14 protein-coding genes are annotated in these 15,541 nt (G+C 69.7%); 12 read left to right on the top strand and 2 right to left on the bottom strand.

The genetic code is table 11. The annotated features are described in order from the left end of the window. Positions 1 to 144: 144 nt before the first annotated feature. Entirely contained in the window at positions 145 to 1,638 is a 1,494-nt protein-coding gene (gene glpK / locus ACO2TI_RS17780) for a glycerol kinase GlpK (protein ID WP_423286455.1), read from the bottom strand. Continuing rightward, a complete protein-coding gene (locus ACO2TI_RS17785) occupies positions 1,638 to 2,408 on the bottom strand; it encodes a DeoR/GlpR family DNA-binding transcription regulator (protein ID WP_423286456.1) in 771 nt (256 codons plus the stop codon). The genes glpK and ACO2TI_RS17785 overlap by 1 nt, the downstream gene beginning before the upstream one ends. A gap of 71 nt (positions 2,409 to 2,479) precedes the next feature. On the opposite strand from ACO2TI_RS17785, the gene glpD reads away from it, so the two are divergent. The 12 genes from glpD to ACO2TI_RS17845 all read left to right on the top strand — a co-directional run bounded on the left by glpD (position 2,480) and on the right by ACO2TI_RS17845 (position 15,376). Continuing rightward, positions 2,480 to 4,138: a glycerol-3-phosphate dehydrogenase gene (gene glpD / locus ACO2TI_RS17790; protein ID WP_423286736.1), complete on the top strand. Its 1,659-nt coding sequence runs from the start codon at positions 2,480 to 2,482 to the stop codon at positions 4,136 to 4,138. Continuing rightward, positions 4,138 to 5,217 (top strand): ABC transporter ATP-binding protein, encoded by a 1,080-nt coding sequence (locus ACO2TI_RS17795; RefSeq protein WP_423286457.1) that lies wholly within the window; start codon positions 4,138 to 4,140, stop codon positions 5,215 to 5,217. Before glpD ends, ACO2TI_RS17795 begins: the two co-directional genes overlap by 1 nt. 1 nt (position 5,218) lies before the next feature. Further along, positions 5,219 to 6,289: an ABC transporter ATP-binding protein gene (locus ACO2TI_RS17800; RefSeq protein ID WP_423286459.1), complete on the top strand. Its 1,071-nt coding sequence runs from the start codon at positions 5,219 to 5,221 to the stop codon at positions 6,287 to 6,289. A gap of 490 nt (positions 6,290 to 6,779) precedes the next feature. Continuing rightward, complete coding sequence (locus ACO2TI_RS17805) at positions 6,780 to 7,670, top strand: carbohydrate ABC transporter permease (RefSeq protein ID WP_423286460.1); 891 nt, start codon at positions 6,780 to 6,782, stop codon at positions 7,668 to 7,670. Positions 7,671 to 7,767: 97 nt separating this feature from the next. Beyond that, positions 7,768 to 8,568, top strand: a complete 801-nt coding sequence (locus ACO2TI_RS17810; protein ID WP_423286462.1) for a carbohydrate ABC transporter permease — start codon at positions 7,768 to 7,770, stop codon at positions 8,566 to 8,568. 121 nt (positions 8,569 to 8,689) lie between these two features. Then, positions 8,690 to 8,998 (top strand): DUF2160 domain-containing protein, encoded by a 309-nt coding sequence (locus ACO2TI_RS17815; protein WP_423286463.1) that lies wholly within the window; start codon positions 8,690 to 8,692, stop codon positions 8,996 to 8,998. A gap of 82 nt (positions 8,999 to 9,080) precedes the next feature. Next, positions 9,081 to 10,814: an ABC transporter substrate-binding protein gene (locus ACO2TI_RS17820; RefSeq protein WP_423286465.1), complete on the top strand. Its 1,734-nt coding sequence runs from the start codon at positions 9,081 to 9,083 to the stop codon at positions 10,812 to 10,814. 131 nt (positions 10,815 to 10,945) lie between these two features. Beyond that, positions 10,946 to 11,332, top strand: coding sequence for a GFA family protein (locus ACO2TI_RS17825; RefSeq protein WP_423286466.1), 387 nt, complete (start codon positions 10,946 to 10,948; stop codon positions 11,330 to 11,332). 31 nt (positions 11,333 to 11,363) lie between these two features. Next, on the top strand, positions 11,364 to 11,753 hold the full coding sequence (locus ACO2TI_RS17830) for a DUF1810 domain-containing protein (protein WP_423286467.1): 390 nt from the start codon (positions 11,364 to 11,366) through the stop codon (positions 11,751 to 11,753). A gap of 15 nt (positions 11,754 to 11,768) precedes the next feature. Next, positions 11,769 to 14,402 (top strand): LuxR C-terminal-related transcriptional regulator, encoded by a 2,634-nt coding sequence (locus ACO2TI_RS17835; RefSeq protein WP_423286469.1) that lies wholly within the window; start codon positions 11,769 to 11,771, stop codon positions 14,400 to 14,402. Between the two features lie 16 nt (positions 14,403 to 14,418). Continuing rightward, entirely contained in the window at positions 14,419 to 14,799 is a 381-nt protein-coding gene (locus tag ACO2TI_RS17840; protein ID WP_423286471.1) for a YciI family protein, read from the top strand. Between the two features lie 19 nt (positions 14,800 to 14,818). Further along, positions 14,819 to 15,376: a M23 family metallopeptidase gene (locus ACO2TI_RS17845; RefSeq protein ID WP_423286473.1), complete on the top strand. Its 558-nt coding sequence runs from the start codon at positions 14,819 to 14,821 to the stop codon at positions 15,374 to 15,376. Positions 15,377 to 15,541: the final 165 nt, after the last annotated feature.

Consider the following 15,541-nt stretch of genomic DNA (forward strand, 5'->3'; position numbering starts at 1 on the left):
CTTGCGAAATCCGCGTCGTCGGTCGAACGGCCAGCGGGGCTCGGACGTCGTTCGATGCGGACGCGCATGCTGCGCTGCCGCTGCTGACAGCGCCATGGCAGGAATGTGTTGGCCGCAGTGCCGCGGCCGGCGCGGGCCTGGGCTTCAGGCCGCGATGGTCTGTCGCACCGCGCGTTCCCAGCGCGCCATCAGCTCGGCCGCGCGCTCGCGCGGCATCGTCGGCATGAAGCGCCGCTCGACCTGCCATTGCCGGGAGAGCTCGTCGAGCCCGCCGTAGACGCCGCTCGACAGGCCCGCGAGGTAGGCCGCGCCAAGCGCGGTGGTCTCGATCACCTTGGGTCGCACGACCGGGATGCCCAGCAGGTCGGCCTGGAACTGCATCAGTAGGTCGTTGACGCAAGCGCCGCCGTCGACGCGCAGCTCGCTCACCGGCGATCCGCCCGCGGCGACCGCGTCGCGGCTCATCGCCTCGAGCAGTGCCGCGCTCTGGAACGCGATGCTCTCGAGCGCCGCGCGCGCGATGTGCGCGACCGTGGTGCCGCGCGTCAGCCCGACGATCGCGCCGGTGGCCTGCGGCTGCCAGTACGGTGCGCCCAGGCCGGTGAAGGCCGGCACGAAGACCACGCCGCCGGCGTCGGGCACGCTCTCGGCGAGCGACTGCACCTGGTGGCTGCCTTGAATGGCGCGCAGCCCGTCGCGCAGCCACTGCACGACCGCGCCGCCGATGAAGACGCTGCCTTCGAGCGCGAATTCGGGTGTCGCGGTGGGCTGAGCCGCGCTGGTGGTAATGAGGCCGTTGGCGCTGGTTTGGAACTGCGCGCCGGTGTGCATCAGCATGAAGCAGCCGGTGCCGTAGGTGTTCTTCGCGAGCCCGGCGCTGAAGCAGGCCTGGCCGAACAGGGCGCTTTGCTGGTCGCCGGCGATGCCGCCGATCGCGAGCGGCGCGCCCAGCCAATCGGCCTCGCAGTTGCCGAATTCGCTGGCCGAGGGCTGCACGCGCGGTAGCAGCTCGCGCGGGATGTCGAGCATCGACAGCAGCTCCTCGTCCCAGTCGTTGGTGCGCACGTTCAAGAGCATCGTGCGGGCGGCGTTGCTGACGTCGGTGGCGTGCACGCGGCCCTTGGTGAGGTGCCACAGCAGCCAGCTGTCGACGGTGCCGAAGGCCAGCTCGCCGCGCCTGGCGGCCTCGCGCGCGCCGCTCACGTGGTCGAGGATCCACTTGAGCTTGGTGCCGGAGAAATAGGCGTCGATGATCAGCCCGGTCTTCTCGCGCACCAGCGGCTCGAGGCCGCGCTCGCGCAGCGCGGCGCAGGTGGGTTCGGCGCGGCGGTCCTGCCAGACGATGGCGTTGTGGATCGGCTCGCCGGTCGCGCGGTTCCACACCACGGTGGTCTCGCGCTGGTTGGTGATGCCGATCGAGGCAATGTCGCCTGCGGCGAGCCCGGCCTTGGCCAGCGCCTCGCGCGCGGTCTCGAGCTGCGAGGCCCAGATCTCCAGCGGATCATGCTCGACCCAGCCGGGCTGCGGATAGATCTGGCGAAACTCGCGCTGCGCCATCGCGACGATGCGGCCGCCGCGGTCGAACACGATGCTGCGCGAAGAAGATGTGCCCTGGTCGAGGGCCAGCAGGTAGGTCATCAGGACTCCTCCGCCACCACGCATTCCACGCCGGCCTCGGCCAGCAGCTGCGGGAAGGGCTCGGGCGGCGCGAGATCGGTGAACAGCATGTCGATCTGCGCAAAGGGCGCCAGCTCCACCATCGCCGGCCGGTTGAACTTGCTGTGGTCGGCCGCCAGCCATACCTCGCGCGAGCGTTCGACGATCGCTCGTGCGACCGTGACCTCGCGGTAATCGTAGTCGCGCAGCGTGCCGTCGGCCTCGATGCCCGAGATGCCGATCAGGCCGATGTCGACCTTGAACTGGCGGATGAAGTCGACGGTCGCCTCGCCGACGATGCCGCGGTCGCGCGAGCGCACCACGCCGCCGGCGACGATGACCTCGCAGTCGGGGTTGTCGCTGAGGATGGCCGCGACGTTCAGGTTGTTGGTGATCACGCGCAGCCCGCGGTGGCGCAGCAGCTCGCGCGCGATCGCCTCGGTGGTGGTGCCGATGTTGAGGATCAGCGAGCAGCCCTCGGGCACGCGCTTGGCCACCGCGCGCGCGATGCGCGCCTTGCCCTCGGCCTGCAGCGCCTGGCGCTGGCGATAGGCGATGTTCTCGGTGGTCGAGCTCGGCACGCGCACGCCGCCGTGAAAGCGCGCCACCAGGCCGGCCTCGGCCAGGCGCTGCACGTCGCGGCGCACCGTCTGCAGCGTGACGCCGAAGCGCTCGGCCAGCGCCTCAACCGAGCGCGTGCCGTGCGCGCGCACCTCTTCGAGCAGCTGGGCCTGGCGGGGATTCGGGGTCATCGAGTGGCCATTCTGGACGGCGGGCGGAGCCTAAAACGAAAAGAAACGAAAATAATCGCGGGAAAACGATGATGCAACCGCGCATGAACGCGCCTAAAAACACGGCCTGCGGCGCCGGACCGAACGGTGCCGCCTTGCCTGGAAGTAAGCCCTTGAACCCCGCCGCCCCTGCCGATTCGCTCGACGCCGACGTGCTCATCGTCGGCGGCGGCATCAATGGCTGTGGCATCGCGCGCGACCTCGCCGGGCGCGGCTGGCGTGTCGTGCTGTGCGAGCGCGACGACCTGGCCTCGCACACCTCGTCGTCGTCGACCAAGCTGATCCACGGCGGCCTGCGCTACCTCGAGTACTACGAGTTCTCGCTTGTTCGCAAGGCGCTGGCCGAGCGCGAGGTGCTGCTCAAGAGCGCCCCGCACATCATGTGGCCGCTGCGCTTCGTGATGCCGCACGACGCGGCGATGCGCCCGGCCTGGATGGTGCGCATGGGCCTGTTCCTCTACGACCATCTCGCGCAACGCGAGGTGCTGCCCGGCTCGCGCGGCGTGGACCTGCGCCGCCACGCGGCCGGCGCGCCGCTCAAGCCCGAGTTCACGCGCGGCTTCGTCTACAGCGACGGCTGGGTCGACGACGCGCGCCTGGTGGTGCTCAACGCGCTCGATGCCGCCGAGCGCGGCGCAACCCTCTTCACGCGCACCGCCTGCGTTTCCGCGGTGCGCGATGCGCGCGGCTGGACCGCGGCGCTGGCCGGCGAGGACGGCTCATCGACGCTTGTGCGCGCGCGGGCGCTGGTGAACGCCGCCGGCCCGTGGGCCGAGAGCTTTCTGCGCGGCATCGCGCGCCCCGCCGCCGGCGAGGCGCTGGCTACGCGAAGCCTGCGCCTCGTCAAGGGCAGCCACATCGTCGTGCCCAAGTGCTTCGAGCACGACCACGCCTACATCTTCCAGAACCCCGACAAGCGCATCATCTTCGCGATCCCCTACGAGGGCGAGTTCACGTTGATCGGCACCACCGATGTCGAGATCGAGGGCGAGCCGGGCAGCGCGCACATCGACGCGAACGAGTGCGCCTACCTGTGCGAACAGGCCAGCCGCTACTTCCGCGCGCCGGTGCGGCCCTCCGACGTGGTGTGGAGCTACTCGGGCGTGCGTCCGCTGCTCGACGACGCCTCGGGCGATCCGAGCGCGGTGACGCGCGACTACCTGCTCGAAGCCAACACCGAAGCCGCGCCGCTGCTGAGCATCTGGGGCGGCAAGATCACCACCTTCCGCAAGCTCGCCGAAGACGCCGCCGACGAGATCGGCCGCATGCTCGGCGAGCGTCGCGCCACGTGGACCGAGCGCGCCCACCTGCCCGGCGGCGACCTGCGCGGCTGGATCGGCAGCGAGCGCCGGCCCGACCTCGACTTCGAGCGCTTCGTGTCCGAACTGCGTCGCCGCGCGCCCTGGCTGCCCGGTGCGCTTGCGCGCCGCCTCGCGCGCGCCTACGGCAGCCGCATCGAGCGCGTGCTCGGCCGCGCGCAGTCGCTCGCCGAACTGGGCGAGGAGATCGCACCGGGTCTGTACGCGGCCGAACTCGACTACCTGTGCCGCGAGGAATGGGCGCGGCACCCCGATGACGTGCTGTGGCGCCGCTCCAAGCTCGGCCTGCACTACAGCGCCGACGAGCGCGCGCACGTGGCGGCGGCGTTCGGTGCCGCGCCGTCCAGAGAACAACGAAGAGAGGTTGCCTGATGCAGCTCGTGCTGGAGCAGATCAGCAAGAAGGTCGGTGCGAGCACGCACCTGTATCCGCTCGACCTGGCGCTCAAGCCCAACGCGGTCACCGTGCTGCTGGGCGCGACCCAGGCCGGCAAGACCTCGCTGATGCGCGTGATGGCGGGGCTCGACAAGCCCACGCAGGGCGCGGTGCGCGTCGACGGCGCCGACGTCACCGGCATGCCGGTGCGCGAGCGCAACGTCGCGATGGTCTACCAGCAGTTCATCAACTACCCGTCGCTGACGGTGGCCGACAACATCGCCTCGCCGCTGCGGTTGCGCGGCGGCATGGACAAGACCGCGATCGGTGCGCGCGTCGTCGAGCTGGCGAAGAAGCTGCACATCGAGCCCTTCCTCGCGCGGTTGCCGGCCGAGCTCTCGGGCGGCCAGCAGCAGCGCGTTGCGCTGGCGCGCGCGCTCGCGAAGAACGCCCCGCTGATGCTGCTCGACGAGCCGCTGGTGAACCTCGACTACAAGCTTCGCGAGGAACTGCGCGAGGAGCTCACGCAGCTGTTCGCGGCCGGCGAATCGACCGTGGTCTACGCGACCACCGAGCCCGGCGAGGCGCTGCTGCTGGGCGGCTACACCGCGGTGATGGATGCCGGCGAGCTGCTGCAGTACGGCCCGACCGCCGAGGTCTTCCACGCGCCCAAGTCGCTGCGCGTCGCGCGCGCGTTCAGCGATCCACCGATGAACCTGATCGCCGCCGAGGCGGCGACGCTGGGCGTGCAGCTCAACGCGGGTCCGTCGCTGCACATTCCCTTGCCGTCGGCGGCGAGCAAGGCGCTGACGATCGGCGTGCGCGCGAGCGCGCTCGGCATCCGCCCGCGCCCGGGCGATGTCGCGCTGCCGGGCGTGGTCGAGCTGGCCGAGATCTCGGGCTCCGACACCTTCGTGCATGCCGAGACGCCGGTGGGCGAGCTGGTTGCGCAGCTGACCGGCGTGCACCGTTTCGCGCTCGGCGAGGCGATCACGCTCTACCTGCATCCGGCGCAGGTGCACGTGTTCGATTCCGCCGGCGCACTGCTCGTCGCGCCCCAACGCAGGAACGGCTGACATGGCACGCATCGACCTCGACCTCGCGCACGCCTACCGCCCCAACCCGCGGGAGGACAGCGACTACGCGCTCTTGCCCCTGAAGATGAGCTTCGAGGACGGCGGCGCCTATGCGCTGCTCGGCCCTTCGGGCTGCGGCAAGACGACGATGCTCAACATCATCTCGGGCCTGCTCGCGCCCTCGCACGGCAGCGTGCGCTTCGACGGCCGCGACGTCACGCGCGAGACGCCGCAGCAGCGCAACATCGCCCAGGTATTCCAGTTCCCGGTCATCTACGACACGATGACGGTCGCCGAGAACCTGGCCTTCCCGCTGCGCAATCGCAAGGTGCCCGAGGCGCAGATCAAGCAGCGCGTCGGCCAGATCGCCGAGATGCTGGAGCTTTCCGCCCAGCTCGACCAGCGCGCCGCCGGCCTCGCTGCCGATGCGAAGCAGAAGATCTCGCTCGGCCGCGGCCTCGTGCGCCCGGATGTCTCGGCGGTGCTGTTCGACGAGCCGCTGACGGTGATCGACCCGCACCTCAAGTGGCAGCTGCGCCGCAAGCTCAAGCAGATCCATCACGAGCTCAAGCTGACGCTGGTCTACGTGACGCACGACCAGGTCGAGGCGCTGACCTTCGCCGACCGCGTGGTCGTGATGACGCGCGGCCGCGCGGTGCAGGTGGGTACCGCGAGCGAGCTGTTCGAGCGTCCGGCGCACACCTTCGTCGGCCACTTCATCGGTTCGCCCGGCATGAACTTCCTGCCGGTGCGCGCGAGCGACGACGCGATCGACGTGGCCGGCCATCGCGTACCGACCCCCCGCCCGCTCGGCGAGGGCGAACTCAAGCTCGGCGTTCGGCCGGAGTACGTCTCGCTCGCCGTGCCCGACACGCCGGGCGCGTTGCCGGTGACGGTGGCGCAGGCGCAGGACATCGGCACCCACGTGCTGCTGACCGGGCGCATCGGCGAGCACACTCTGAAGGCGCGGTTGTCTCCCGAGACGGCGCTGCCCGCTGTGGGCAGCACGGCGTGGCTGCAGGTGATGGGGGTGCATACGTGCTTTTATCGGGATGAGGAGTTGGTGGCATGAGGTCGTTGATGGCCTCTGCCGGGAGGCCGCCCTGCGGGCGGCTGCGCGCCTGCGGCGCTGGTGCCGGGATTTCGCCCCGGCGGGCGACCTACTTTTGCCAGACCGTCGCAACCCCGCTCGGGGGTGTGTTGCCGTTGCAGTCGCCGTTGGGCCCCCTCGAAGGCGCCGAGGAGCACAGCGAAGCGGGCGGCGCGCGCCAGCGCGCATCAACCTCTGACTCGCCGCTTTGTTCGAGCGCAGTGAGCGCAGCGAACGCAGCGAGTTATGCGGCGCGCCCGCTTCGCGAGCACCGCAGGGGACCCGGCGCAGCCGGGCGCCTGAGCGGGGGTCGCCTTTCTTTGCCTACTTTCTTTGGCGAAGCAAAGAAAGTAGGTCGCCCGCCGGGGCGAAATCCCGGCTCTGCCCCGCAGGGGCAGCTTCAGCCTCAAGTAGGCGCGCGGCCCCCTCGCAGGGCGGCATCAACCCGCCAAGCCATGACGCCCCAACCGACATGAGCGCCCCAACCAAACCCGTCAATCAGAAAGCCTGGCTCCTCATCCTGCCAGTGCTGATCTGCGTCGCCTTCTCCGCCATCCTCCCGCTGATGACGGTGGTGAACTACTCGGTGCAAGACATCATCTCGCCCGAGCGCCGCGTCTTCGTCGGCACCGAGTGGTTCGTCAACGTGATGCGCGACGAAGAACTCCACGGCGCATTGCTCAGACAGCTCGGCTATTCGCTCGCGGTGCTGGCGGTCGAGATCCCGCTGGGCATCGTGCTCGCGCTGTCGATGCCAGCGTCGGGCTGGAAAGCCTCTGCCGTGCTGGTGATCGTCGCGCTGTCGCTGCTGATCCCGTGGAACGTGGTGGGCACGATCTGGCAGATCTACGGCCGCGCCGACATCGGCCTGCTCGGCGCCGCGCTCGACAAGCTTGGCATCGACTACAGCTACACCGGCAATGCCCGCGACGCCTGGCTTACCGTGCTGGTGATGGACGTGTGGCACTGGACGCCGCTGGTCGCGCTGCTCTGCTATGCCGGCCTGCGCGCGATCCCCGATGCCTACTACCAGGCCGCGCGCATCGACGGCGCGAGCAAGTGGGCGGTGTTTCGCTTCATCCAGCTGCCCAAGCTGCGCGGCGTGCTGATGATCGCGGTGCTGCTGCGCTTCATGGACAGCTTCATGATCTACACCGAGCCCTTCGTGCTGACCGGCGGCGGGCCCGGCAACGCGACGACCTTTCTGTCGCAGTACCTGACGCAAAAGGCCGTGGGCCAGTTCGACCTCGGTCCGGCGGCGGCGTTCTCGCTGATCTACTTCCTGATCATCCTGCTGCTGTGCTTCATCCTCTACAACTGGATGCAGCGCGTGGGAACGCATGAGAAGGAGGGCGTCGAATGAACCCACCAAACTTCACGAGCCCGGCGCCGGGCCGCCCCAAGGCGGGCTCGATCCCCTCGGGGGATCGGTCGCGGTACTCCGCGAACGAGGGGTCGTCATGATGCAGAAACGCACGCTGTTCCTGATCGCCTATCTGGTCTTTGCCGTGCTGCCCATCTACTGGATGGTCAACATGAGCTTCAAGACCAACGAGGAGATCCTGTCGAGCTTCTCGCTGCTGCCGCAGCACTTCACCTGGGACAACTACCGGACCATCTTCACCGATGCGTCCTGGTACTCGGGCTACATCAACTCGCTGATCTACGTTGCGATCAACACCGTGATCTCGATCTCGGTGGCGCTGCCGGCGGCCTACGCGTTCTCGCGCTACCAGTTCCTCGGCGACAAGCACGTCTTCTTCTGGCTGCTGACCAACCGCATGACGCCGCCGGCGGTGTTCCTGCTGCCCTTCTTCCAGCTCTACACGACGCTTGGGTTGATGGACACGCACCTCGCGGTGGCGCTGGCGCACCTGGTGTTCAACGTGCCGCTGGCGGTGTGGATCCTCGAAGGCTTCATGAGCGGCGTGCCGCGCGAGATCGACGAGACGGCCTACATCGACGGCTACTCCTTCCCGCGCTTCTTCCTCACGATCTTCATTCCGCTCATCAAGGCCGGCGTCGGCGTCGCGGCCTTTTTCTGCTTCATGTTCAGCTGGGTCGAGCTGCTGCTCGCGCGCACGCTGACCAGCGTGAACGCCAAGCCCATCGTCGCGACGATGACGCGCACCGTCAGCGCTTCGGGCATGGACTGGGCGGTGCTCGCCGCAGCGGGCACGCTGACGATCGTGCCGGGCGCGATCGTGATCTGGTTTGTGCGGCACTACATCGCGAAGGGCTTCGCGATGGGCCGCGTTTAGGTTTTGACTCCCTCTCCCTTGGGGAGAGGGCGGGGGTGAGGGGCTCGTGCAGGCCGAGCGCCTCGCCCTCACCCCAACCCTCTCCCGCAAGCGGGAGAGGGAGCTGTCAGGAGAGTTCGTGATGTTGGATTGGATGGTCTGGACCCTGCCCGTGGCCGTGTTCTTCGGCTGCGTGGTGCTGATGCTGATCGGCATGACGGCATGGGAGCTCAAGTCACCCACGGTCATGCGCAAGGGTTTCCTGCCGATCGCCACGACGCGCGGCGACCGGCTGTTCATCGGCTTGCTGACCGCGGCCTACATCAACCTCGGCTTCGTCGGCATTTCCGGCAAGCTCACCGAATGGCTTTCGCTCGAGCAGGAACCCAGCGTGTGGATCAGTTTCGTGATCTCGATGCTCGTGCTCGCACTGATCATGCGCAAGGGATGAATCGACAGGGATGCGGCCCGGTGTTCCCCCGGGGCCGATGCGTCTCGATGCACAACGGGGGAGCCGACATGAGGAGACAACGATGAAGATGAAGTTCACCGCCCTGGCGTTTGCGGCGGCGGCTCTCGTGGCGGGCCACGGCGCCTGGGCCGGCGAGGCCGAGGCCAAGAAATGGGTCGACAGCGAGTTCCAGCCGTCCACGCTGTCCAAGGACCAGCAGATGGCCGAGATGAAGTGGTTCATCGAGGCGGCCAAGAAGCTGCAGGCCAAGGGCGTCAAGGAGATCTCGGTCGTCTCCGAGACGATCACGACGCACGAGTACGAGTCGAAGACGCTCGCCAAGGCCTTCGAGGAGATCACCGGCATCAAGGTCAAGCACGACCTCATCCAGGAGGGCGACGTCGTCGAGAAGCTGCAGACCAGCATGCAGTCCGGCAAGTCGATCTACGACGGCTGGATCTCCGACTCCGATCTCATCGGCACGCACTACCGCTACGGCAAGATCATGAACCTCACCGACTACATGGCCGGTGCGGGCAAGGAGTTCACCAACCCGGGGCTCGATCTCAAGGACTTCATCGGCACCAAGTTCACGACCGCGCCGGACGGCAAGCTCTACCAGCTGCCCGACCAGCAGTTCGCCAACCTGTACTGGTTCCGCGCCGATCTCTTCGCGCGCAAGGAGCTGAAGGACAAGTTCAAGGCCAAGTACGGCTACGAGCTCGGCGTGCCGCTGAACTGGAGCGCCTACGAGGACATCGCCGAGTTCTTCACCAACGACGTGAAGACCATCGACGGCAAGCCGATCTACGGCCACATGGACTACGGCAAGAAGGATCCGTCGCTCGGCTGGCGCTTCACCGACGCCTGGCTCTCGATGGCCGGCGAAGCCGACATCGGCAACCCCAACGGCCTGCCGGTCGACGAATGGGGCATCCGCGTTGCCGACGACAAGTGCACGCCGGTGGGCGCCTCGGTCGCGCGCGGCGGCGGCACCAACTCGCCGGCGGCGGTCTACGCGCTGACGAAGTACGTCGACTGGATGAAGAAGTACGCGCCCAAGGAAGCCACCGGCATGACCTTCGGCGAGGCCGGCCCGGTGCCCGCGCAGGGCCAGATCGCGCAGCAGATCTTCTGGTACACGGCCTTCACCGCCGACATGACCAAGAAGGGCCTGCCCGTGGTCAACGACGACGGCACGCCGAAGTGGCGCATGGCGCCCGGCCCCAACGGCCCGTACTGGAAGCAGGGCATGCAAAACGGCTACCAGGATGTCGGCTCCTGGACCTTCTTCGCCAACCACGACGCCAACCGCACCGCGGCCGCGTGGCTGTATGCGCAGTTCATCACCGCCAAGACCACCTCGCTGAAGAAGACCATCGTCGGCCTCACGCCGATCCGCGAGTCGGACATCCAGAGCAAGGCGATGACCGACCTCGCGCCCAAGCTCGGCGGTCTGGTCGAGTTCTACCGCAGCCCGGCGCGCGTGGCCTGGAGCCCGACCGGCACCAACGTGCCCGACTACCCCAAGCTCGCGCAGCTGTGGTGGAAGAACGTGGCGCAGGCGGTCACCGGCGAGAAGACGCCGCAAGGCGCGATGGACACGCTGGCCGACGAGATGGACCAGGTGCTCGCGCGCCTGGAGCGCGCCGGCATGGCCAAGTGCGCGCCCAAGCTCAATCCCAAGAGCGACCCGAACAAGTGGCTCTCGGACCAGCACGCGCCGTGGAAGAAGCTCGCCAACGAAAAGCCCAAGGGCGAGACGATCGACTACGACAAGCTGCTGGCGGCCTGGAAGGCCGGCAAGGTGCGCTGATCCCGCGTTCCTGAAGGGCTGGGCCGCGCAGGCGCAAGGGCGCCGCGCGGCCCTTTTTGCTTCTTGCCGCTGCTGCCACCGCGCTGGCAGCAGCCCCGTCGCAGACTCGTCTCTCGAATGGGGAGAAGACGATGAAACAGACATTCCGTGGCAGCTGCCACTGCGGCAAGGTGCGGTTCACCGCCGGCATCGACCTCGACGCCGGCGCACGCCGTTGCAGCTGCGCCGCCTGCGTCAAGACGCGCGCCTGGAGCGTGATCGTCGAGCCGCAGGACTTTCGCCTGCTCGGCGGAGAGCAGCACCTGTGCGACCACACGGCGGGCAGCGCGACGCTGCGCCACCTGTTCTGCGATCACTGCGGCGTGCGCCCGTTCGGGCGCGGCCGGCTGGAGGCCGTCGACGGCGAGGTCGTCGCGGTCAACCTGGCCTGCCTCGACGAGGTCGATCCGGCGCTGCTCGCGGCGGCGTGGGCGCGCATCGCGAAACGGCCGCTTGCGGGCGCGCTTCGTTACGGTTGACGCGGCGCCCCCGGCCGACGACGCTTGGCGCATGGACGACGACCCCTTCGACCTGCAGCGCTTCGTCGACGCCCAGGCGCCGGTGATCGAGCGCGTGCTCGCCGAGCTGGCCGCGGGCGCCAAGGCCAGCCACTGGATGTGGTTCGTGTTCCCGCAGCTGCGCGGACTCGGGCGCAGCGCGATGTCCGAGCGCTACGGGATCGGCTCGCTGGCCGAGGCGCGCGCCTACCTGGCCCATCCGCTGCTCGGGCCGCGGCTGCGTGAATGCACGCGCCTCGTGCTCGCGGTGCGCGGGCGGCGGCTCGATCAGATCCTGCCGCCGCCCGACGATCTCAAGTTCCGCTCGTCGATGTCGCTGTTCGCGCAGGCGGTGCCGGGCGACCCGCTGTTCGAGGAGGCGAAATCGCGGCAGTTCGGCTAGGCTTTGCGGCCTCCGATGGAACAGCTGCTGCGCTTCGCTGCCACCAAGATCCAGCCGCCGCGCGTGCGCGCGAAGCGGCTGGCCCGCCCGCAGCTCGACGCCGCGATCGATGAAGCCCTGCCCGCGAGCCGCGTGCTGCTGCTGCAGGCGCCGGCCGGCTTCGGCAAGACCTCGACGCTGGCCGCCTTGGTCGAACGCCATGCCGCGCGCAGCGCCTGGATCTCGCTCGACGAGGACGACGATGCCGAGCGCCTGTTTGCCTGCCTGGTGGCCGCGCTCGAGCCGCACGACCTGCCGTGGCGCAGCGCGCCCGACGCGCTCACGCGTCTGGCCGGCGGCGATGCCGCCGAGCGTCGCCGCGCGCTCGACGAGCTGATCGACGCGCTGGCCGCGGCCGGCGATGCGCCGGGCCTGATCGCGCTCGACGACCTGCACCGCGTGACCCGGCCCGACGCGCTCGCGTTGCTCGACGCGCTGATCCTCGGCCTGCCGCTGGGCTGGACGCTGGTGATCGGCACGCGCACGCCGCCGGCCCTCGCGCTCGCGCGGCTGCGCGCCAGCGGCGAGCTGGCCGAGTTCGGCCAAGAGGCGCTGCGCTTCTCGCCCGACGAGGCGCGCGCCCTGCTCGACGCCGAGGCGCTGCCGCAGCCCGACGAGCGCGCGCGCGATCTCTTCGAGCGCACCGCCGGCTGGCCGGCCGGGCTGCGCCTTGCGCTGGCGGCGCTGCGCACGCGCCGCGGCGCGGTCGGCGGCGCACAGCTGATCGACCGCCACCTGTTCGACTACCTCTGTGCGGAGGTGCTCGACGACCTGCCCGCGCCGCTGCACGACTTCCTGCTGCGCTGCGCCGTGCTGCCCGAGCTCACCGAGCGCCGCGCCGCGGCGGTGAGCGGTGACGCGCGCGCGCCCGAGTGGATGGACGAGATCGAGCGCCGCGGCCTGTTCGCGACCGCGCTCGACGCGCAGGAGCGCACCCTGGTGCTGCATGACCTGTTTCGCGACGCGCTGCAGGCGCGCGCGCGCCTGCACCTGCCGGGCGAGCTGCCCGAGCTGCTGCGCCGCGCCGCGCAGGAAGAGGGCGACGCGCTGCGCAAGGTCGGCTTCCTGCTGCGCGCCGAGGACTGGCGCGCCGCCGAGGGCGCGCTCGCCGAGGCCGCGCCCGAGCTGTTCCTGCAAGGCGGCGCGGGCGAGGTGCTGCGGCTGGTCGAGCAGTTCCCGCAGGCGCAGCGCAGCGCGCAACTCGCGCGCCTGGCCGGTGCGGCCAGCGTGGTGCGCTCGCAGTGGGTGGACGCGGTGCGCTGGTTCGAGGCCGCCATCGTCGCCGGCCGAGCGGCCAACCAGCACGCCGAGGTGCTGCTCGTGCAGGCCTACCTGGCCAACGCGCTCTACCCGGTCGATCGCAATGCCGAGGCCGAGCAGCTGATCGCGCGGCTGCGTGAGATGCCGGACCTCGGCAACAGTGCGCGCGTGCTGATGCTGCTGGCCGACGCGTCGCAGCACTTTCGCCGCGGCGAGCATCTCGCGCTGCCGGCGATCTACGGCGAGCTGATCGCGCGGCTGGAAGACGAGTCGCTGCTGCGCTGGTGGGAATGCGCGCTGCCGATCAACATCAGCACGATCGCCGGCATGCCGCCCGTGATCGAGCGCTACGTCGCCGGCGCGCAGCGGCGCCTCGGCGACCGGCCGCTGCCGATGCGCGGAGAGCTGCGCCTGCTGCGCGCCTTCGGCCTGCTGTGGCGCGCGCGCTTCGACGAGGCGATGGCCGAACTGCGCGTTGCCGAAGACGACATGAAGTGGCTCGCCGTCTCCGGCGAGATGCAGATCGGCGTCGAGCTGTTTCGCAACCTGTTCGACGCGATGCACGGCCGCGCCGACGCGGTGCGGCAGCGCCTCGAGCGCCTGCTGCTGATCGAGGAGCACGCGCCGCCCGCGCGCCGCCTGCTGTGGCGCCACCAGATCGCGGTCTACGGCGTGCGCTTGTCCGACACGCTGGGCCTGGGCCCCGAGGCGCTGCGCCGCTGGGCCGCCGAGCTGAAGGAGAACCCGATCGAGGATGCGGTCACCGCGCGCAATCCGCGCGCGGTCGCGGTGCGCGCGCGCTACGCCTGCGCGCAGGGCCGCTGGGCCGAGGCCTGCGCACAGTTCGCGCTGATCCTGCCCAAGTTGCACGAGATGGACGTGATGGGCCAGCGCAGCGACCTCACGCTGCGCGCTGGCCATGCGCTGCTGCGCGACCAGCGCCTGAGCGAAGCCGCAGCCGTGATCGCGCCGGTGCTCGACCGCCTGATCGCCGAAGGCGTGCGCGCCCAGGCCCTGCTGTGCGGTCCGGTCGTGCTGCGCACGCTGGCCGACGCGCGCTGGGGCAGCCTGCTGTCGGCCGATCAACGTGCCGAGCTGCAGGCCGCAGCGCAGCTTGCCGAATCCTTGCACGGTGCGCGGCCGGTCGAGACGCGCCTGGACGACGAGCCGCTCACGGCGCGCGAGCGCGCGGTGCTCGAGCGCATCGCCGCCGGCGACAGCAACAAGCTGATCGCGCGCGCGCTCGACATCAGCCCGCACACCGTCAAGCGCCACGTCGCGAACATCCTCGAAAAACTGGGCCTCAGTTCACGCGGGCAGGCGAGCGCCTGGCTGCGCGAACGAGGATGAACCACGGGAGCCTGTGATGAGCCTTCCACGCCACGACTACCTCGTGCTTTCGCGCGGCCACTGGGACCGCGGCCTTTCGCCGGAGACGATCCAGCGTGCCATCGACGCGTTCTACGTCTGGTACGAGCGCATGCTCGCCGAAGGCGTGTTCAAACCCGGCCAGCGCCTGGCGCGCGAGAGCCGGCTCGTCACGCGCGAGCGCGTGATCGACGGGCCCTTCACCGAAGCCAAGGAAGTGGTGGGCGGCTACTGGTTCGTCGTCGCCGAAAGCCTGGACGCGGCGTGCGCGATCATCGCCCGCAACCCCTGCCTGGCGTGCGGGCTGAGCATGGAAGTCAGGCCGGTGGAGCTGGAGCGCGCGAGCGCGTACGTGCAGACCAACGAGACGCCGCGATGAGTCGGTGGCTGCACAGCCGGTGGCCGCCACCGATGTGCCGATCGAATCGGTGCTCGCCCACCCGGTCTTCGCCCGCTTCTACGCCTGCGCCGAGCACTGGGCCGGCCGGTTCAAGTTGCTGCGCGATGCGCTGGGCACGGATTGCGTCATCCAGCACTTTGTTGACGAGGAAGGCCGCCTCTGGATGCGTGCGCATGCCGGCGACGGCCGTCGCAACGAAGACTGGTTCGGTTGGGGCGAGGACGTGCTGTCGCCTTGCGACTGCCGGGTCATCGGCGTTCATGAGAACAACACCGTCAACGAGCCCGGCGTGCTCGGAACGCCGCCGGCGAGCTCCGTCGTGCTGCGCCGCGATGACGGCGTGCATGTCATGCTTGCGCACGTGGCGGCGGTCAGCGTGAAGGAAGGCGACCTGCTCGCGCGCGGCCAGGTCTTCGCGCAGGTCGGCAACAACGGCATGTCGCGACATCCGCACATCCACGTCGGGGCCTGGAAGGACAAGCAGCCGCTGCAGATCCGCTTTGACCAAGTAGCGATGAGGGCGCTGGCGGAACGGGAGATCGCGCGGCTGCGCTGAGGGGTGGGTCGGCGCTGCGGGCGGTTCCTGCCGATCCCTCACCCCAGCCCTCTCCCGCACGCGGGAGAGGGAGCGGTTCCCCGGCTCCCCGCGCTCAGCTCCCTCGCCCCCGCCAGGGGGAGAGGGTTGGGGTGAGGGGTCAACGCATTGGCGCGCGAGAACGAC

Source organism: Caldimonas sp. KR1-144 (assembly GCF_049446155.1).
Classification (GTDB): Bacteria; Pseudomonadota; Gammaproteobacteria; order Burkholderiales; family Burkholderiaceae_C; genus Rivibacter.

Excerpts from the sequence above, each read along its gene's own strand:
- glpK (WP_423286455.1), bottom strand. The coding sequence starts at position 1,638 with ATGACCTACCTGCTGGCCCTCGACCAGGGCACATCTTCTTCGCGCAGC.
- ACO2TI_RS17785 (WP_423286456.1), bottom strand. The coding sequence starts at position 2,408 with ATGACCCCGAATCCCCGCCAGGCCCAGCTGCTCGAAGAGGTGCGCGCG.
- glpD (WP_423286736.1), top strand. The coding sequence starts at position 2,480 with ATGCAACCGCGCATGAACGCGCCTAAAAACACGGCCTGCGGCGCCGGA.
- ACO2TI_RS17795 (WP_423286457.1), top strand. The coding sequence starts at position 4,138 with ATGCAGCTCGTGCTGGAGCAGATCAGCAAGAAGGTCGGTGCGAGCACG.
- ACO2TI_RS17800 (WP_423286459.1), top strand. The coding sequence starts at position 5,219 with ATGGCACGCATCGACCTCGACCTCGCGCACGCCTACCGCCCCAACCCG.
- ACO2TI_RS17805 (WP_423286460.1), top strand. The coding sequence starts at position 6,780 with ATGAGCGCCCCAACCAAACCCGTCAATCAGAAAGCCTGGCTCCTCATC.
- ACO2TI_RS17810 (WP_423286462.1), top strand. The coding sequence starts at position 7,768 with ATGATGCAGAAACGCACGCTGTTCCTGATCGCCTATCTGGTCTTTGCC.
- ACO2TI_RS17815 (WP_423286463.1), top strand. The coding sequence starts at position 8,690 with ATGTTGGATTGGATGGTCTGGACCCTGCCCGTGGCCGTGTTCTTCGGC.
- ACO2TI_RS17820 (WP_423286465.1), top strand. The coding sequence starts at position 9,081 with ATGAAGATGAAGTTCACCGCCCTGGCGTTTGCGGCGGCGGCTCTCGTG.
- ACO2TI_RS17825 (WP_423286466.1), top strand. The coding sequence starts at position 10,946 with ATGAAACAGACATTCCGTGGCAGCTGCCACTGCGGCAAGGTGCGGTTC.
- ACO2TI_RS17830 (WP_423286467.1), top strand. The coding sequence starts at position 11,364 with ATGGACGACGACCCCTTCGACCTGCAGCGCTTCGTCGACGCCCAGGCG.
- ACO2TI_RS17835 (WP_423286469.1), top strand. The coding sequence starts at position 11,769 with ATGGAACAGCTGCTGCGCTTCGCTGCCACCAAGATCCAGCCGCCGCGC.
- ACO2TI_RS17840 (WP_423286471.1), top strand. The coding sequence starts at position 14,419 with ATGAGCCTTCCACGCCACGACTACCTCGTGCTTTCGCGCGGCCACTGG.